We start from the raw sequence: 18,695 nt of genomic DNA on the forward strand, positions 1-18,695 counted from the left end.
ACAGAAGCCTTAGACAAGCCCTATCGTCCCAGGTCAGAAGGCACTTTCGCTTTGCCGCTCATGATCCGGACACGCCCCCAAGTGAAACGCGCAGGTTAACCCACGTTCCCGACGTGAAGGTCATGGTCAACCTGAGCCCGGCGTCCCCACCGGTGATGTTCCGGGTGGCGATGTCGGTGCTGGGTTCAGGCATCGACGCCGACGCCGTGAGCGCGGCGGTAGCACAGGCGGCCGAGGAAGTACACGGGTTCGCACCCGGGTTCGCGGTGAAGGCATGCACCGTGGCCGATGACCGGGTGTTCGTCGCGGTCGAGGTCGCCGCCGCCGGTGACCGCATCCCGCGCCACGTGGGAAACCTCGACATCATCAACTCGGCGGCGGTCCTGGTCGCCGAGCAGTGCGCGGTGAACGGGGCACCGACGGCCACCATGGGGGTGTCATGACACTGTCCGACGAAGGGCCGCGTCGCGTCGTGATCCACGACCCGACCCTGCGCGACGGCCACCACGCGGTCCGGCACGTGCTGAACCGCGAGCAGCTGAGCCACTACGCGGCAGCCGCCGACGCCGCCCGCGTGCCCGTCGTCGAGGTCGGACACGGCAGCGGCCTCGGTGCCTCCTCGCTCCAGGTCGGGCAGGCCGCGTTGAGTGACGACGAGATGCTGTCGACGGTGCGCGAGGCCCTGCCGAACAGCAAGATGGGCGTCTTCATGCTGCCCGGCTGGGGCACCACCCGTGACCTGCGCCGCGCCCTGGCCCACGGCGCAGACGTGGTACGGTTCGGCACCCACTGCACGGAGGGCGACCTCACGGAGCGGCACCTGGGGTTCCTGCGGGACGCCGGCGTCGAAGCGCAATGTCTGCTGCTGATGAGCCACATGGCCGACGCCGAGCGGCTGGCCGAGGAGTGCCGCCGGCTCGCGGAGTTCGGGGCGTCGGCCGTCGGCATCTTCGACTCCTCCGGCCACTACCTGCCGCCGGACGTCACGGAACGCGTCTCGAAGATAGTCGAGGCCGTGGACGTACCGGTGATCTTCCACGGGCACAACAACCTCGGCATGGCCGTCGCCAACTCGGTGGCGGCGGCGCAGGCCGGGGCCGGGATCATCGACGCCTGCGCCCGCGGCTTCGGCGCCGGGGCCGGCAACACCCAGCTGGAGGTCGTAGTGCCCGTGCTCGAACGGATGGGCTTCGAGACCGGGATCGATCTGTACCGGCTGCTGGACGCGGCCGACCTCGCCGAGCGGGAGCTGATGCCGGCACCGCCCACGATCGACTCGGTCAGCCTGGTGAGCGGTCTCGCCGGCGTCTTCTCCGGCTTCAAGACACGGGTGCTGGACATCGCCCGCCGCGAAGGGGTGGACCCCCGCGACATCTTCTTCGAACTGGGCAGGCGGCAAGCGGTGGCCGGGCATGAGGACCTCATCGTCGACGTCGCCCAGGAACTTCGGAGCGTGCGCGCATGACCGGCCACGCCTCCCGCCCGGCCGGCCCGGCGGCGGACGCCGCCGTGATCTGCGGCACCGGGTACTGGCTGCCGCCGCACGTGGTGACCAACGCGGAGCTGTGTGCCCGGCTGGACACCACCGAGGACTGGATCGTCAGCAGAACCGGTATCCGTGCCCGGCGGGTCGCCGGCCCCGGGGTGTCCACCGCGGAACTGGCGGCGGAGGCGGGCGCCCGGGCGCTGAAGTCCGCCGACGACCAGGAGGTGCAGGCCGTGGTGCTCGCGACCACCACCCCGGACCGCACCTGTCCCGCCACCGCTCCCGAGGTCGCCGCCCGGCTCGGTCTGACCGGTGTGGCCGCCTTCGATGTGGCGGCGGTGTGCACCGGCTTCCTCTACGCCCTGGCCACGGGCGGCGGCCTCATCGCCGCCGGGCACGCCGACCGGGTGCTGGTGGTCGCCGCCGAACGGTTTACCACCCTGCTGAACCCCCTCGACCGCACCACGGTGCCGATCTTCGGCGACGGCGCTGGCGCGGTCGTCCTGCGGCGCGGGCCCGCGGCCGATGCCGGCGCGCTCGGCCGGACCGTGCTGGGCAGCGATGGTGAACAGCGCGACCTCATCAGCGTCGAGGACGGCTACTTCCAGAAGCGGGGCCGCGCGGTGTTCCGCCAGGCAGTCGAGCGCATGGCGCAGGCCGCACGGGCGGCGGCCGGTGCGGTCGGCTGGCGGACCGAGGACGTCGACCGGCTCGTCGTCCACCAGGCCAACGCCCGAGTGGCGGCCGCGGTCGCGGCCGAGCTGAGCATTCCCGCGGAGCGGCACCCGCAGAACATCCAGGAGGTGGGCAACACCGCCGCCGCGTCGATCCCGATCCTGTCACCCGCCCCGACGCAGCCCTCAACCTGCACAGCATCCCGTGACCAAAACGGGCGAACGGGATTCTCCCCGGGGCCCTGGTGTCCGCCCGAGCCGTCGTCAGCGAACCGCCGGCGTTCTCCAGGTGCGCCCGGACGAACCACTGGAACTGCTCCAGGTCCCGCAGCTGCTCGATGAGCAGGTCCTCCGTCGCCGGGTCGATCTCCCCGACGACCTTGATCGCGGAACGCACGTCCTCGATCAGGCCCGTGTACACGACGTCCAGCGCGCCGAGGTGCGCGATGGCCTCCTCGCGGCCGATGGAGTGGTCGTCCCAGGTGCGCTCCTTGACCAGCGACCCGGGCGTGCCCTGCGCGACCCCGCCCAGGGCGGCGATGCGCTCGGCGACGTCGTCGGCCATGTCGCGCACCCGGTCGACCTGCGGGTCGACCATCTGGTGCACGGCGATGAAGTGCGGCCCCACCACGTTCCAGTGGACGTGCTTCAGCGTGAGGTGGAGGTCGTTCAGGGCGTGCAGCCGCAGGCGGAGGACGTCGATGAGCCGGCCGGCCGCCTCGCGCTCGATGCCCGGCACCGTGTACTTGGGAGTGAGGTCCTTCGCCATGTTCACATCTCCTTCTCCGTGGGGTGAGACAGGAGTTCTGGTGCCCCGCCTCCGCGGCGGCAGACCTGTGACGTGGCGCTCGTGCACTGATCGGACCAGCACGGCGGAGCCCGGTCAGGTGACGCCCGCCGCCGGCCCGCGCGCCGTGCCGCCCCCGTCTACGCCACCCGCACCCCCACGATGCAGGTGTCGTCGTCGGTGTCGGACCTGCTGTAGGTCAGCAGCCGGTCCAGCTGCTGTTCCAGGGTGGGCGGGACCGTGCGCGCGGCCGTGAGGAGCTGGGCCAGCGACTCCTCCACGGACCGGTCACGGCGTTCGATCAGGCCGTCCGTGTACATCAGCAGCGTGTCGTCGACGGCCAGCTGGACCTCGTGCTCCTCGTACGTGGCCTCCGGCAGGGCGCCGAGCAGCAGGCCCTTGAGCAGGGGCAGCGCCGCCGAGTCGGTGCCGCGCACCAGGACGGGCGGCAGATGACCCGCCCTGGCCCAGCGCAGGGTGCGCCGCTCGGGGTCGTACAGGCCGCAGACCGCCGTCGCCGTGACGGCGCCGGTCAGGTGGTGGGCCACCATGTTGAGCCAGGACAGCAGCTGGCCCGGCCCCGCGCCCGTCACGGCCAGCCCGCGCAGGGCGTTGCGCAGGACGACCATGCTGGTGGCCGCCTCGATGCCGTGCCCGGCGACGTCCCCCACGCACAGCAGCACCAGCCCCGACGGCAGCACGACCGCGTCGTACCAGTCGCCGCCGACCAGTTGCTGCGTCTCGGCGGGCCGGTAGCGCACGGCCACGCGCAGGCCGGGAGCCTCCAGCGGGGCCTGCGCCGGGGGCATGATGGCGTGCTGCAACTGAAGTGCGAGCCGGTTGCGTTCGCTCGCCTGCTGCTCGGTGTGCGCGAGCTGGTCGCGGGTGGCGGCCAGCGCCACCTCCGTCCAGTGGTGGGCGGAGATGTCCTGGTAGGCGCCCCGTACGACGAACAGCCGGCCGTCGGAGTCCAGGACCGGCTCGGCCACCACCCGGATGTGCCGGGTCACCCCGTCGGGCCGCTGCAGCCGGAACGCCGTGGACGCCGGCCGGCGGTGGTTCACCAGGGTGCGCAGGAACCTGCCGATGGCCACGGCGTCGTCCGGGTGGGCGTGCGCGGGCAGGTCCTCCAGCGGTACCGGGCCGCTGGTGGCGGGCCGGCCGTAGAGGCTGTAGAGCTGCCCGTTCCAGGTGATCTCGCCGGTGAGCAGGTTCTCCTCGAAGCCGCCGATGCGGCCGAGGCGCTGGGCGTGCTGCAGCAGGCTCGCCAGGCGCGCCGTCTCGTCCTCTATGCGCCAGATCAGCAGCACGCTGCCGCCGTGGCGGCTGATGTTGATGTCGGCGACCGCCGCCAGCGGGACGTCGTCCACCAGGGCGGTGAGCCGCATGCGGTGGGCACGGAACGGCTCACCCGTCGCGTAGACCCGTTCGACCTGCTCGAACAGCTCGCTCTCGCCGGCGGCCATCGGGTACGCCTCCAGCAGCAGGGCGCCGTTGACCACACCGCGCGGCCGGCCGGCCGGGTCCAGGAAGCGGCTGTTGACGTGGTGGATGCGGAAGTCGACCAGTTCCCCGGCGGAGTCCAGGTGCGGCACCAGCACCAGGGCCGGGTCGTGCAGCCCGTCGGCCAGGGCCGTCAGCTCGGCGACATCGGGCAGCGGGCGCGGCGCCGGATCGTCGTCCGGGCGGTGCAGGGCGTGGTTCTCCAGCGTGTGCGCGCACAGCTCGGCCAGCGCCTCGACCTGACGGACGATCTGCGGCGGCTGCGGCTCCAGCGGCGCGGGCCAGACGATCTCCAGCACGCCGTGGATCCGGCCGCCGTTGCTCGCCGGTACGGCGACCCGGCCGCCGTCGGGGTGGTGGTGCTGGCCGATCGAGGGCAGGCCGGTCTCGGACAGGCAGCCGATCCACCGGCCGGACCGCTCGCCCAGCCCGCGCCGGGCCACGGTCGCCACGCCCGGCGGCACGTACCGCCAGCGCCCCGCCTCCGCGACGGAGAACCCGGCGCTGCCCACGAGGGTGAGGGAACCGTCGGCGCCCAGCGCCCAGATCGCCACCGCCACCGCGCCGAGCGGTGTCAGGGCGTGCTCAAGCAGCGAGTCGGCCACCGCCTGGGCGTCGTCGGCGGCCAGCGCACCGCTCTCGGCGGCCCGCAGCCGCACGGCGGAGGACTCACCGCCCTGCGCGTCGTCCCCGGCACGGTCCGACGTGGCCGCGAGGAACGCGGTCGTCACCTCGGACAGCCGGTCCCGCGAGGCCTGGTTGATGACCTCCACCGCGAACTCCAGCGGCGTGACGCCGGCCTGCTCGGTCAGCTCGGCCAGTTGCCGCGCCGCCTGCGCCGGCCCGCACCCCAGCCGCTCGACGAGGATGCCCTTGGCCAGTTCGATCAGGGCACGCCCGTCCGCCTCCGCCTGGGCCTCCCGCACCTCACGGCGCAGCCGCTGCACGGTCGCCGCGAGCCGGCCCACCGGCGTGGCCCGGCCGTCCGCGTCCTCCTGGGCTCCGCCGTCGCGGGCGGACGGCACCGCGGCGAGCAGACCGAGGCCCGCCGCTTCGTCGCCGGGCGCTTCACCCGGGGGGAGGCCGGTGCCCTCCGGCTCGGACGGCTGCTGGAGATCGCTCACGGTTGACCTGTTCCTCGGCTCCGGCGTCCGGGGACGCCATGTGATCGGCTGGTGCGCACGGCGGCGTGACGTGGTCTCACGCCGACAGCCAGCGCCGGACGCGGCCGATGAGGTCGTCGGTGTCGACGGGCTTGGTGACGTAGTCGTTCGCGCCCGACGCCAGGCTCTTCTCCTGGTCCCCCGGCATGGCCTTGGCGGTGACGGCGATGATCGGCAGCTCGGCGTACTGCGGCATCGCGCGGATCTCCGCGGTGGCGGCGTAGCCGTCCATCTCCGGCATCATCACGTCCATCAGGACCAGCGACACGTCCGGGTGGGCGAGCAGCATCTCGATGCCCTTGCGGCCGTTGTCGGCGTGCAGGACCTGGAAACCGTGCAGCTCCAGCACCCCGCTGAGCGCGAACAGGTTGCGCGCGTCGTCGTCCACCACGAGCACCGTACGGCCGAGGAAGGCGTCGTCCGCGACCTGCGCGGCCGGGCGCTGCGACTCCTCGGCGCGCACCAGCGACAGCACGTCGCCCGGCTCCTCGGCCGACAGGTGCAGCGTGACGCGTTCGCGCAGCTCGTCCAGGCTGGAGAGGAAGTCCAGCGGGCGGCCGTCGGCGCGGGAGCGCAGCATCTGCTCGTGCGCCAGGTCCACCCGGTGACCGGTGTGCACCAGCACCGGCACGCTGGACAGCGCGGAGTCGCCCTGCATGGCCTCCAGCAGCCGGGCGCCTTCGTCGTCGGGCATGCCCAGTTCCAGGACCACGCAGTGGCACGGTTCGGCGGCCAGCGTCGCCGCCGCCTCCTGGGCGCCGACGGCCGTGATGATGTCGATCGCCCCCAGCGGGTCGTCGGGGTCCGGCGCGATGTCGGCGACCGCGCGCTCGGCGACCAGGGTGAGCAGTCCGCGCGGGCGCTCCTCCACGACCAGCAGCCGGCGCCTGCGCTGTTCCTGCGTCCCGCTGTGCCCGGCGGCCTGCGCCGGGGCCTGCGGCAGCGCATCCGAGGCGGCCGAGGAGTGCGCGATCTCCGCGGGCCGGCCGCCGCCGTCCAGGAGGTCCTCGAAGTCGGCGCGCGCGACGGGCAGGTAGAGCGTGAACGTGGAGCCCCGGCCGGGCGCGCTGTCGACCGTGACGGCGCCGCCGAGCAGGTGGGCGATCTCCCGGGTGATGGACAGGCCGAGGCCGGTGCCGCCGTACTTGCGGCTGGTGGTGCCGTCCGCCTGCTGGAACGCCCCGAAGATCGTCTCCAGGTGCTGCCGGGGGATACCGATGCCGGTGTCCTTGACCCGGAAGGCCACGACGGGGCCGCCGCGGTGGACGCCCGGCGGGACCTCCCGGTCGGCGGCGGGCTCGATGCGCAGCTCCACACCGCCCTGCTCGGTGAACTTCACCGCGTTCGACAGCAGGTTGCGCAGGATCTGCCGCAGCCGGGAGTCGTCGGTGAGCAGGTCGGCGGGCGTGCCCGGCGCGGTGGCCACCGTGAAGTCCAGGCTCTTCTGCGTCGTCATCGGCCGGAACGTCGCCTCGACGTACTCCAGCAGCTTGCGCAGCGGTACCCGCTCGGGGGCGACGTCCATCTTGCCCGCCTCGACCTTCGACAGGTCGAGGATGTCGTTGATCAGCTGCAGCAGGTCCGAGCCCGCCGAGTGGATGATGCCCGCGTACTCGACCTGCTTCGGGGTCAGGTTGCGCGAGGGGTTCTGCGCCAGCAACTGGGCCAGGATCAGCAGGCTGTTGAGCGGGGTGCGCAGTTCGTGGCTCATGTTCGCCAGGAACTCCGACTTGTACTTCGAGGCCAGCGCCAGCTCCTGGGCGCGGGTCTCCAGCTCCTGCCGGGCCTGCTCGATCTCCAGGTTCTTCGCCTCGATGTCGCGGTTCTGCGAGGCCAGCAGGGAGGCCTTCTCCTCCAGTTCGGCGTTGGAGCGCTGCAGTTCGTCCTGCTGCACCTGCAACTCCTCCGACCGCGCCTGGAGTTCGGCGGTCAGCCGCTGCGACTCGTCCAGCAGCTCGTCGGTACGGGCGTTGGCCACGATGGTGTTGAGGTTGACGCCGATGGTCGGCATCAGCTGCGCCAGGAAGTCCTGGTGGATCCGCGTGAAGCGGGCGACGGAGGCCAGCTCGATGACGCCGAGGACCTGCTCCTCGACCACGATGGGCAGCACGACCAGGGCGCTGGGCACGGTCTGCCCGAGCCCGGAGGAGATGGTCACGTAGCCCGGCGGCAGCTCCTCCACGCTGATCGGGCGCCGGTTGCGGGCGGCCTGCCCGACCAGTGAGCGGCCGACGGGGATGCGGTCGGGCCGGCCGGCGTCGTCGGGGTAGCCGTAGGAGCCCACCAGCCGCAGTTCGGGACCGCGCGCGGTGTCCTCCGCCAGGTAGAACGCGCCGTACTGCGCCGAGACCAGCGGCGTCAGCTCGTCCATGATCAGCTCGGCGACGACGGGCAGGTCGCGGTGGCCCTGCAGCAGGCTGGAGATGCGGGCGAGGTTGGTCTTGAGCCAGTCCTGCTGCTGGTTGGCCCGGGTGGTCTCGCGCAGGGACTCCACCATGGAGTTGATGTTGTCCTTCAGCTCGGCGACCTCGCCGGACGCCTCCACGGTGATCGAGCGGGTCAGGTCGCCCTCGGCGACGGCGCTGGCGACCTCGGCGATGGCGCGGACCTGCCGGGTGAGGTTCCCGGCGAGTTCGTTGACGTTCTCCGTCAGCCGCTTCCAGGTGCCCTCGACGCCCTCCACCTCGGCCTGTCCGCCGAGCCGGCCCTCGCTGCCGACCTCGCGGGCGACGCGGGTGACCTCGGCGGCGAACGACGACAGCTGGTCGACCATCGTGTTGATGGTGGTCTTCAGCTCCAGGATCTCGCCGCGGGCGTCCACGTCGATCTTCTTCGACAGGTCGCCGCCTGCCACCGCGGTCGTCACCAGCGCGATGTTGCGCACCTGGCCGGTGAGGTTGTTGGCCATGGAGTTGACGTTGTCGGTGAGGTCCTTCCAGGTGCCCGCCACGTTCGGCACGTTCGCCTGCCCGCCCAGGCGGCCCTCGGTGCCGACCTCGCGGGCGACGCGGGTGACCTCGTCGGCGAACGCGGACAGCGTGTCGACCATCGTGTTGATGACGTCGGCCAGCGCCGCGACCTCGCCCTTGGCCTCGACCGTGATCTTCTGCGACAGGTCGCCGCGCGCGACGGCCGTGGCCACCTGCGCGATGGAGCGCACCTGACCGGTCAGGTTCGACGCCATCACGTTGACGTTGTCGGTGAGGTCCTTCCAGGTGCCCGACACGCCCCGCACGATGGCCTGTCCGCCCAGGTTGCCCTCGGTGCCGACCTCGCGGGCGACGCGGGTGACCTCGTCGGCGAAGGCGGAGAGCTGGTCGACCATCGTGTTGATGGTGTTCTTCAGTTCCAGGATCTCGCCGCGGGCGTCGACGGTGATCTTCTGGGAGAGGTCGCCCTGCGCGACCGCCGTGGCGACCTGGGCGACGTTGCGGACCTGCGCGGTGAGGTTGCCCGCCATGAAGTTCACGGAGTCGGTGAGGTCGCGCCAGGTGCCCTTGACGCCCTTGACGTCCGCCTGCCCGCCCAGGCGTCCCTCGGTGCCGACCTCGCGGGCGACGCGGGTGACCTCGTCGGCGAAGGCGGAGAGCTGGTCGACCATCGTGTTGATGGTGTTCTTCAGTTCCAGGATCTCGCCGCGGGCGTCGACGGTGATCTTCTGCGAGAGGTCGCCCTGCGCCACCGCGGTGGTCACCTGGGCGACGTTGCGGACCTGGGAGGTGAGGTTGCCGGCCATGAAGTTGACCGAGTCGGTGAGGTCGCGCCACACGCCGCCGACGCCGGGCACCTGCGCCTGCCCGCCGAGCCGGCCCTCGCTGCCGACCTCGCGGGCGACGCGGGTGACCTCGGCGGCGAACGACGACAGCTGGTCGACCATCGTGTTGACGGTCTCCTTCAGCTGAAGGATCTCGCCGCGCGCGGGGACGTCGATCTTCTGCGACAGGTCGCCCTTGGCGACCGCGGTCGCCACCTGGGCGATGTCGCGGACCTGGGTGGTCAGGTTGCCCGCCATGGCGTTGACCGAGTCGGTCAGGTCGGCCCAGGTGCCCGAGACGCCCGGCACCTCCGCCTGGCCGCCCAGGGTGCCCTCGGTGCCCACCTCGCGCGCGACGCGCGTCACCTCCGAGGTGAAGACCGACAGCTGGTCCACCATGCCGTTGAACACCGTGGCGATGTCGCCGAGCAGGCCCTCGCCGTCGGACGGCAGCCGGGTGCCGAAGTCACCGTCACGTACCGCGGTCAGTCCGGCCAGCAGCTGCCGCAGCTCCTGCTCGCCCGGGGCCCGGTCCACGGCCTCGATCGTCTTGCTGGTCATGCGCGCCCTCGTTCCGCTTCCCGCTTCCCCAAGAGCCCTCACCCCGAGGGCTCGGAACCGTGCCGGGTTCCTTTCGGCCCCGCTCACCGTCCGCATTTCCGCAGTCCGTGGATCGGCCGGATGAGAAAATCCGGTGAAGGTTAACCCAGTTGTCGTGCGACAACCAAAGGCTGATGCGAGCACTTCAGTCCGCCCGAAAAACTTCCGAACCCGGTGGAATGGCCAGCGCATTCGGGGGTACTCGAATTTGTTTTCCGATACCCGGTCCGATACCCGGGGGGCCTTCAGGAATCCCGCGTCCCGAGCATCCGCAGGGCCTCGTGCAGTCCCCGGGGACGGAGCAGGCCGGGCCCTTGTGCGCGTCCCCAGCCGGGGCCGCTCAGCAGTACCGCGCTGTGCGTCCGGGCGCCGCGCACACCCCAGCGGGTGACGGCGAGCCGGCGCGCCAGCGGCATGTCCGCCGTGGACCGGGACTGCGACCAGAGCACCGCGGCGCCGGGACCGACCCGCCGCATCGCGTCGGTGAGCGCCTCGGCGGGCACCGCGCCGCCCAGCACGATCGTGGGCACGCCCCGCTCCGCCAGCGCGGCGCCCAGCGCCTCCAGGGGCAGGGTGTGCTGCTCGTCGGGCAGACAGGCCAGCAGCACCGGAGGGATCCCGGGCCGGCGCGGGGCCGCCGCCGCGTGCACGTAGGCGTGGCGGAGCGTGGCGGAGATGTGCCAGGACAGCAGGTGCTCGACCTCCAGGTACCGGTCTCCGGCGGACTGCCACTTGCGGCCCACGGCCCGCAGCACCGGCGCGAGGATCTCCTCCCAGGCCACGACCAGGCCGTAGGTGCGCACCGCCGACGTCAGCTGCTCCTGCACGCCCGCCGCGTCCAGCCGGACGGCCGCGCGCGCCAGGCCCCTGCACTCCTGCCGCACGTCGCCCAGGGGCAGGCCGCTGGGGGAGCGCGAGGCGCGTGCCGCCGGGCGGCCGTCCGGCGGCACGGGGACGGCGCCGTGGACGAGACCGGAGACCGACGCCGGCACCCGGCCGAGGGCGCCTGTACCGGCGATGCCCGTACCGACGATGTCCGTGCCGGTGGTGCCCGTGCCGGTGGTGCCCGTGCCGGCGGTGCCTGCGTCGGTGGTGCCCGTGCCGGTGGTGCCCGTGTCGGCGGTGCCTGCGTCGGTGGTGCCCGTGCCGGTGGTGCCCGTGCCGGTGGTGCCCGTGCCGGCGCGCTCCTTCGCGGCCCGTGCCGCCTCCGCCGGGGGGATGCCCGAGGCCGTGAGCCGGCACATCTCGAAGACCATGGCGATGTCGTCGGGCGACCACCGCCGGTGGCGTCCGTCGGCGCGGGCCGCCGGGCCGAGGCCGTAGCGGCGGTCCCAGGACCGCAGGGTGGTGGGCGACACACCCAGGCGCCGGGCGAGGAAGCCGGTGGTCACCCCGGCCGCGGGGAAGGCCCCGGCGTCCTCCTCGCTCACGTCCACCGCGTCCCGCCCGGGTGACAGCCCCCGACGTCGATCACAGCCGCCTCCGCTCACATCACGCGACCGGCGGTAACAGAACCGGTCATGCCACCCCTGCTTCGGTTCCGGCAGCGTCGACGGATGCAACGACCGGCCTCCGGCGCGGATCGCCGATGGGGATCGCGGCCAGGACCGGCATCCCCAGGACCTGACCGTGCCGAACCGCTTTCCCTACGCTGGCACCGGGCTACGAGGCGGGATCGCTCTCCGGTCCCGCCCCTGGGGGAGGAGCGTCCACAGTTGTCAGACCTCATGCCGGAGTTGCCGCCTGGATACCGGGCGTGTCCGACCACTGCCGACGACCTCGGCGACGTCCATCGCCTGGTCACGGCCTGCGAGCGGGAGCTCCACGGACAGGCGCACACCGATCTCGGCCGCGTCGCCGCCGACCTGGCCAGACCGGGGCTGGTCCCGGAGCTGGACACCCGGCAGATCCACGACCGGGCAGGGCAGCTGGTCGCTCGGGCCTGGGTGAACCGGCGCTCGGAGGTGGACGTCCACCCCGAGCACCGCGGCCGCGGCCTGGGCGGCGCGCTCCTGGACTGGGCCGAGGCCCGCGCCCGGCAGACGGGTGGCGCGCGCATCGTCCAGACGGTCCCGGACAGCGACAGACATGCTGTCGCGCTGCTGCGCTCGCGCGGATACGAGCCGATGGTGACCGAATGGCTGCTGGAGTTCCCGATGCCGGAGGAACCGGCCGTGCCCGAGCCCCCGGCCGGCATCACGGTCCGGCCGTTCGGCCCCGGCGACGAGCACGACGCACACCGGGTCGTCGAGGACGCCTTCGACGAATGGCAGCAGCGGCGCCAGTCCTACCAGGAGTGGGCCCGGCACACCGTCGACCGCCCCGCCTTCGCCCCCGCGATGTCGGCGCTGGCGTTAGCCGACGGCCAACTGGTCGGCGTCGCGCTCGCGCTGGATCTCCCGGACACCGGCGAGGGCCGCATCGAGCAGGTCGCCATCCGCCGCGATCACCGCAAACCGGGGCATCGCCCGTCTCCTGCTCCGCACCGTGTTCCGCGGCTTCCACCAGCGGGGACGGCAGGCGTGCACGCTCGGGACGCACTCGGAGACCGGCGCACTCGACTTGTACCTGAGCGTGGGTATGAGGGTCCGGCACAGTTCCACGGTCTTCCGGAAGAACCTGCCGGCAGAGCGGTGATCAACCACGAGCGGTGTCGTCGTCGTACACGAGGAGGCCGTCGGGGCGCAGGCGGGCGCCCGGAGTCGGGCGGTGTGCCGTGAGGCGTCCGTCGTGCATGAGGTGGCGGACGAGCGCGCCGCGGGCCAGGACGGCGAAGTCGGCGATCAGGCGCCGGTGGCACCGCCACCACACCGCCTCGCCGCACATCACCGCGGTGCGCTCCGCGCGTGCCTGCCGCAGCAGGTCGTCCACGGCGGCGACGAACTCCGGGCTGCGGGTGTGCGCGGCGTAGCCCCGGAAGGAGACGTTGCGCCAGACCGTGTCGGGCGAGTCCGGCGGCGGTCTGCGGAAGCCGCCCAGGCGCGGCTCCCAGCGGTAGGCGACGCCCGCCTCGGGCAGCCACCGCGCCAGCCGCTGCCGTGACATGTCCGGGTGGCGGCGGCTGCCGGGCGCGGTCCGGACGTCGACGACGGCGGTCACGCCGGCGCCCCGGAGCAGGTCCGTCAGCGACGCCCGGTCCGCGGTGCCGTGCCCGAAGGTGATCAGCTCGGGCCGGGGCGGCGGGGTCTCCGGCGGGGCGCCGGTCCGGTCAGGGCCCATGGAGAGAGTGCAGCAGGTCCGGGCCCGAGCGGCACGCCGGGGCGCGGGGCCCACGCGGGGCCCCGCGCCGGAGGGCGCGGAAGCGGGACGGCCGGCGTCCCGTTCGGGTCAGCCCGGGAAACGCCCGGTGGAACGCAGCTGCCAGCGGCGTTCCGCGTAGGCCAGGTCGTCGCGCCACAGCCGTCCGGCCGTCGCCTCCATGAACCGGCGCAACACCGGGGCCATCCTGCGGGCCGCGGCGAATCCGGGCCGTTCGGAGGAGGCTACGACGGCCTCGACGACGGCGGTGCGGGGACGGCCCCGCTCGTCCGGACCCAGCGGGGTGGCGTGCGTCTCGACGACCGAACCCCGCCCCTCGCCCTCGGTGATGCGCATGACGACCGTGCGCGGTCCGGGGGTGGTGAAGACCGCCCGCACCGGCACGACGAGCCGTCCCGCGACCTTGAAGGAGACGTCCACGGTGAAGCCGTCGTCGGCGTCCGCCCCGTCCCCGTCCGTCCCCTCCCCGTCCGTCCCGTCCCCGCCCGGCGTGCCGACGACCGTGAGGTCGACGAAGGAGTACGGATGGAACCAGGCCCCGTGCCACGGGTCGAGCCGGTTGGCGACGACGTCCTCGGGCTCGCACACCCCCACCCCGGTGTAGACGGCGGCGAGGGAGCGGGCCGGCTCCGGGCGGGGCGGTACGACGGGGGCGTCCAGCGGCGCCTCGCCGCCCACCGGGTCCAGGCGCACCCAGACCAGGACGCCGTCGTCGTGCACGGGCAGCGGCTCCCACCCGGCGAACGGCGCCCCGTCCAGGGCCAGCCCGTGCCAGTGGCACACGAGCGTCCCGCAGCGCACCGGGCTGTCCGCGAGCGGCGCGCCCAGGTGCGGGCAGATGCCCGGACCCGCCGCCAGCCGCCCGTCGGCGGTGCGCCACACCACGACCTCCCGCCCGGCCACCGTGCCGGACAGGGGCCGGTCGCCGCGCACGTCACGCGACGCGCCCACGACGAACCAGTTGCCGGAGGGGCGCGCCTGGGCCCGCTTCAGGGCCTCGGCGATCACCGCGGGGCGCGCCTGGCGCCAGGTCGGCCGCTGCTCATCCCAGCGCACCGGGTGCCGGCGGAGCGACAGGGGATAGCGGCCACGGTCCTGCGGTCGGCGGGGCATCAGGCGACCCTTTCCTGCATCGGTTCGGACGCGGACCCGGAGCCGTCCCGGCCGGTGCGGCCGGCGGGGTCTGCGCGGTCTGCGGTCTGTGCGGTCTGTGCGGTCTGTGCGGGGGAGACGGCGGCCGTCCGGTCCCCGGCCCCGCGGGCGCGCAGCCTCGCCGCGACGACCCGGACCAGACCGTCGGCGGCCACCACGGCACGGCGCCGCCGCGGGACCACGGCCCGGCGCTGCACCGAGCGGTAGCCGTCCTCGGCGACCGCGTCCAGGATCCCCCCGTACAGCACGAACGCCGTGCGGATGCACGGCCGGGAGACCGGTTCGAGCATGGCCAGTCCGGGCGCCGCGTCCCGGTACACCTCGCGTGTCAGCCGCTCGAACTCCCGCAGCGCGGCGGTGATCCGGCGGTCGGGGCGTCCGGTGTCACGGCTCCAGCGCAGCAGGTCGCGGTCCACGCCGTGGGCCGACAGCAGGTCGGCGGGCAGGTAGACACGGCCGCGGTCGAGGTCCTCGCCGACGTCCCGCAGGAAGTTCGTCAGCTGGAACGCCACGCCCAGGGCCGCCGCGTGCGGTTCCGCCTCCTCGCGCGGGACGACCGTGCCGAGCACCGGCAGCATCTGCAGGCCGATCACCTCCGCCGAGCCGTAGGTGTAGCCGCGCAGGTCGCGGTAGGTGGCGTAGCCGGTGACGTCCAGGTCGGCGCGCATCGCGGTCATGAAGTCGGCGAAGTGCCGGTGGTCGATGGCGTAGCGGCCCGCGGTGTCGGCCAGGGCCCGGACCACCGGCTCGTCGCTGTCCCCGGCGCGCAGCCCCGTCTCCAGCTCGCGCTGCAGCAGGGCCAGCCGCGCCGAGCGGTCGTCCGCGGAGGCCGCCGGGCCGCCGTTGTCGAGGGCGTCGACGATGTCGTCGGCCCAGCGGGCGAAACCGTACAGGGCGTGCACCGCGGGCCTGCGCTCCACCGGCAGCAGGCGGGTGGCCAGGAAGTACGTCTTGCCGTGCCGGGCGTTGAGCCGCCGGCAGTGCGTGTACGCCTGCCGCAGCGCGGGATCGGCGATGCCGGCTGCGTCGAGTTCGCGGTCGGTCACGCCGGCCTCCCTTCCCGGGCCTCCCGCACGACGGGCCGCGGTGGCGCGCCGGAGCGTCGGGAGCGGCCGCCGCCCGTGATCCGCGCCGCGGCCAGCTTCCCCGACACCAGCACGGTCGGCACGCCGACGCCGGGGGTGGTGCCGCAGCCGGCCAGGACCGCGTTGGCCGTGCCGCGCACCAGGTTCCGCGGCCGGAACGGGCCGGTCTGCGCGAAGGTGTGGGCGGCGGAGAAGGGCGAGCCGGCGGCGTGTCCCTGCGCCTGCCAGTCGGCCGGTGTGACCAGGCACTGTTCCTCGATGGCGGAGGCGACGCCGTCGAGGCCGCGCCGCTCCAGCTCGGTGAGCAGGCTGTTGCGGTAGCCCGGGGCGAGGTCGCCCCAGTCCGCCGCGCTGGGGCCGAGGGCGGTGTTGGGGGCGGGGGCCAGGATGTAGTGCAGGTGCCGTCCGGGCGGGGCGAGGCCGGGGTCGGTGGTGGTGGGGCGGGTGATGAGCAGGGACGGGTCGCTCATCAGACGGCCGGTCTCGGTGAGTTCGGTGAACGTCTGCCGCCAGGCCGCGCCGAAGGAGATGGTGTGGTGGGCCAGCCACGGCCAGGTGCGGTCCGTCCCGGCGTGCAGGATCACGGCGGAGGGGGAGAACCGCAGCGGCACCGGGCGCTTCGGGGTGTGGCCGAGCAGGCGGTAGGCGACGGGCAGGTCGGGCGTGAGGACCACCGCGTCGCAGGGGATCCGGTCCCGCTCGGTGACGACGGCCGTGACGCGGTCCCCGGAACGCTCCAGCCGGGTGACCGCCTCCCCGAAGCGCAGCTCCGCCCCCGCGTCGGCGGCGGCGTCCGCCATGGCCCGGGGGAGCGCGTGCATGCCGCCGCGCGGGAAGTACACGCCGGCCACGGTGTCCATGTAGGCGATCACGGCGTAGGCGGCCAGGGCGCGGGCCGGTGACACGCCCGCGTAGAGGGACTGGAAGGAGAAGACCCGCCGCAGCCGTTCGTCGTGCACGAAGCGGCCGATGCGGGCGTCCAGCCGGCCGAACCCGCCGAGCGCGGCCAGCCGGGCGAGGTCCGGGCCGAGCAGTTGCAGCGGGGAGTCGAAGTTGACGTCGATGAAGCGGCGCATCTGCGCCCGGTACAGCTTCTCCAGCCAGGCGCGCAGCCTGCGGTAGCCGGCCGCCTCGCGCGCGCCGGCGAAGCGTTCCACCTCCGCCTCCATCGCCTCGGCGCCGGTGTGCACGTCCAGGGTGCTGCCGTCGGCGAAGCGGGCCCGGTACGCCGGGTGCAGCGGCAGGAGTTCCACGCGGGCGTGCAGGCTGTCGCCGACGGCGGCGAAGGCCTCGTCGGCGAGGTGCGGCATCGTCAGCACGGTGGGCCCGGTGTCGATGTGGTAGCCGCCCCGCACCAGGCGCCCGGCACGCCCGCCGGGCGACTCGTCGCGCTCGACCAGGGTGACCCGGCGTCCGGCGCCGAGCAGGTGCAGGGCGGCCGCCAGCCCGGACAGACCGGCGCCGACGACCACGACGTGGTCGGTGCGGCCGGGAACGGTGCGGGTCATCGGCGCGCCCCCTCGTCAGCGGCGGTCAGCAGCAGGGAGACGGGGACCGCGCCGTCCGCCGCGGCGCCCGCGGCGCCCGCGGCGCCCGCGGCGCCCGCGGCGCCCGCGGCGTCCCCGGCGTCCGGGGTGCCGGTCGGTGGCGGCGCGGCGGCGGAGCGCAGCAACGCGGTCAGCCGTTGTCCGGCGTGCGGTTCCAGCGGGGCGGCGTCCAGGTGCCGCAGCCCCTGCGCCACCAGCCGCCCGATCTTGCCCTCCACGGTCCGCCGTGCCCCGGTGGCCGTGAACACCTCGCGCACGGCGTCCAGCTCGGCGTCGGACGCGTCGGCCCGGCCGAGCGTGTCCCGCAGCACCGTCAGGGCGTGCCGGTCGCCCGCCGCCTCGGCCCGCGCCCGGGCGACGGCGGCGAGGTAGGTCGGCTTGCCGGTGCGCAGGTCGCCCCCGGCGGGCTTGCCGGTGCGGCGGGGGTCGCCGAAGACGTCGAGGAGGTCGTCGCGCAGCTGGAAGGCGAGGCCGACGCAGCGGCCGGCCGAGCACAGCGCCCGGGTCGTGAGCGGGTCCGCGCCGGCCAGGGCGGCGCCCAGCGCCAGCGGACGCTCCACGGAGTACAGCGCGCTCTTGAGGCAGGCGGCGCGGATCGCCCGGGCGAGGGACCGCGCCGAGGTGGCCTCGCCGTGGGCGTCGAGGTACTGCCCCGCGACCATCTCCATCCGCATGATGCTCCACAGCTCCCGCACCCGGTGGGCGGTGTCCGGCGTCAGCTCGGTGTCCGCGACCACGTCGTCCGCCCAGGCCAGGGCCAGGTCGCCGGCCAGGATGGCGGCCGCCTGGCCGAGGCGGGCGCTGCCCGGTCCGGCGGCGCGGGCGTACTGGGCGGCGACGTCGGCGTGCAGCGCGGGACGGCCGCGGCGCAGCGGCGCGGCGTCCATCACGTCGTCGTGGACCAGGGCGCAGGTCTGGATGAGTTCCAGGGCGGCCCCGATCCGCAGGGCGGCGTGCGGCGCCGGGGGCGCGCTGCCGGCGCAGGCGCGCTGCGCCCACCACACGAACCGGGAGCGGGTGAACTTGCCGCCGTCCTCCGTGAACCGCGCGACCCGCGCCGCCAGGTCCCGTGCGAACAGCGGGTCGACCGCCTCGGCCGCGGCCACCCGCTCGGCGAGCAGGCCGGCCAGGACCCCGCGCACCGCCCCGGTCACGTCGGCGTCCACGACCCGCGGATCGTCCACCCCGGTCGCGTCGCCGTCCACGGCGTGCGGACGGGCCCCGGCCTCCACGGCGCGCGGATCGTCCGCGCCGGTCGCGTCGCCGTCCACGGCGTGCGGGTCGTCCGCGCCGGTCATGTCGCCGTCCACGGCGTGCGGGTCGTCCGCGCCCGCCGGGTGCGCGGCGGTGGGGGCGCCGTGCGGGGCGCCGTACGGCCGGTCGGCGCGGGGGCGGTCCGGCGGACGTCGGTCCGCACGGTGATCCTTCGCCGCGGTGGGGCTCATGCCGGTTCCCCTCATCGAGATCCTCGCGATCAGAGCTGGCGTCGTCGTCATCGTCGTCATCGGTTCCGCGCGGGCCGGGGCGACGGATGCGGCGATCCCTGCCGGATGACGGCTCTCGCGCCGGCTGCTGCCGAATTTTCGATGCAAAGACGATGCGAGTTGTGCAGGGGTGCATCGAATCCGCACGGTGGAGTGGTCCTAGTCGCTCTCAGTGGTGATCAGGCTCAGCAGAGGAGTAGCC

Annotated in this window: 11 protein-coding genes and 2 pseudogenes; 4 read left to right on the forward strand and 9 right to left on the reverse strand. The window is 74.1% G+C overall.

The window, feature by feature from the left end; translation table 11 throughout:
• From ACH4ZX_RS29325 to ACH4ZX_RS29335, 3 genes and pseudogenes are all read left to right on the forward strand, one after another.
• Window positions 1–443, forward strand: a pseudogene (locus ACH4ZX_RS29325) (hypothetical protein); the annotation flags it as partial.
• Complete coding sequence (gene dmpG, locus ACH4ZX_RS29330; RefSeq protein ID WP_398279072.1) at window positions 440–1,465, forward strand: 4-hydroxy-2-oxovalerate aldolase; 1,026 nt, start codon at window positions 440–442, stop codon at window positions 1,463–1,465. The pseudogene ACH4ZX_RS29325 and the gene dmpG, both read left to right, overlap by 4 nt.
• Complete coding sequence (locus ACH4ZX_RS29335) at window positions 1,462–2,502, forward strand: beta-ketoacyl-ACP synthase 3 (protein WP_398279075.1); 1,041 nt, start codon at window positions 1,462–1,464, stop codon at window positions 2,500–2,502. The genes dmpG and ACH4ZX_RS29335 overlap by 4 nt, the downstream gene beginning before the upstream one ends.
• Here ACH4ZX_RS29335 and ACH4ZX_RS29340 read toward each other — a convergent pair.
• The 4 genes and pseudogenes from ACH4ZX_RS29340 to ACH4ZX_RS29355 all read right to left on the reverse strand — a co-directional run.
• Window positions 2,405–2,929: pseudogene (locus ACH4ZX_RS29340) on the reverse strand (Dps family protein); the annotation flags it as partial. The gene ACH4ZX_RS29335 and the pseudogene ACH4ZX_RS29340 overlap by 98 nt on opposite strands.
• A 158-nt stretch (window positions 2,930–3,087) precedes the next feature.
• Window positions 3,088–5,574 (reverse strand): SpoIIE family protein phosphatase, encoded by a 2,487-nt coding sequence (locus ACH4ZX_RS29345; RefSeq protein ID WP_398279078.1) that lies wholly within the window; start codon window positions 5,572–5,574, stop codon window positions 3,088–3,090.
• A gap of 76 nt (window positions 5,575–5,650) precedes the next feature.
• A complete protein-coding gene (locus ACH4ZX_RS29350; protein WP_398279081.1) occupies window positions 5,651–9,928 on the reverse strand; it encodes a HAMP domain-containing protein in 4,278 nt (1,425 codons plus the stop codon).
• Between the two features lie 284 nt (window positions 9,929–10,212).
• Window positions 10,213–11,397, reverse strand: a complete 1,185-nt coding sequence (locus tag ACH4ZX_RS29355) for a MerR family transcriptional regulator (protein ID WP_398279084.1) — start codon at window positions 11,395–11,397, stop codon at window positions 10,213–10,215.
• A gap of 285 nt (window positions 11,398–11,682) precedes the next feature.
• Here ACH4ZX_RS29355 and ACH4ZX_RS29360 point away from each other — a divergent pair, with 285 nt between their 5' ends.
• Complete coding sequence (locus ACH4ZX_RS29360) at window positions 11,683–12,687, forward strand: GNAT family N-acetyltransferase (RefSeq protein WP_398279087.1); 1,005 nt, start codon at window positions 11,683–11,685, stop codon at window positions 12,685–12,687.
• Here the strand turns inward: ACH4ZX_RS29360 and ACH4ZX_RS29365 are convergent.
• The 5 genes from ACH4ZX_RS29365 to ACH4ZX_RS29385 form a co-directional block, all read right to left on the reverse strand.
• The gene (locus ACH4ZX_RS29365; RefSeq protein WP_398279090.1) at window positions 12,605–13,186 is read right to left on the reverse strand and encodes a DUF488 family protein; all 582 of its coding nucleotides are present in this window, start codon (window positions 13,184–13,186) and stop codon (window positions 12,605–12,607) included. The genes ACH4ZX_RS29360 and ACH4ZX_RS29365 overlap by 83 nt on opposite strands.
• A gap of 108 nt (window positions 13,187–13,294) precedes the next feature.
• Window positions 13,295–14,338: a DUF5914 domain-containing protein gene (locus ACH4ZX_RS29370; RefSeq protein WP_398279093.1), complete on the reverse strand. Its 1,044-nt coding sequence runs from the start codon at window positions 14,336–14,338 to the stop codon at window positions 13,295–13,297.
• Complete coding sequence (locus ACH4ZX_RS29375; protein WP_398279095.1) at window positions 14,338–15,423, reverse strand: phytoene/squalene synthase family protein; 1,086 nt, start codon at window positions 15,421–15,423, stop codon at window positions 14,338–14,340. Before ACH4ZX_RS29375 ends, ACH4ZX_RS29370 begins: the two co-directional genes overlap by 1 nt.
• Window positions 15,420–16,970, reverse strand: a complete 1,551-nt coding sequence (gene crtI, locus ACH4ZX_RS29380) for a phytoene desaturase family protein (RefSeq protein WP_398279098.1) — start codon at window positions 16,968–16,970, stop codon at window positions 15,420–15,422. The genes ACH4ZX_RS29375 and crtI overlap by 4 nt, the downstream gene beginning before the upstream one ends.
• A complete protein-coding gene (locus tag ACH4ZX_RS29385) occupies window positions 16,967–18,454 on the reverse strand; it encodes a polyprenyl synthetase family protein (RefSeq protein ID WP_398279101.1) in 1,488 nt (495 codons plus the stop codon). Before ACH4ZX_RS29385 ends, crtI begins: the two co-directional genes overlap by 4 nt.
• Window positions 18,455–18,695: the final 241 nt, after the last annotated feature.

Source organism: Streptomyces sp. NPDC020490, from assembly GCF_044335305.1.
Taxonomy (GTDB): Bacteria; Actinomycetota; Actinomycetes; order Streptomycetales; family Streptomycetaceae; genus Streptomyces.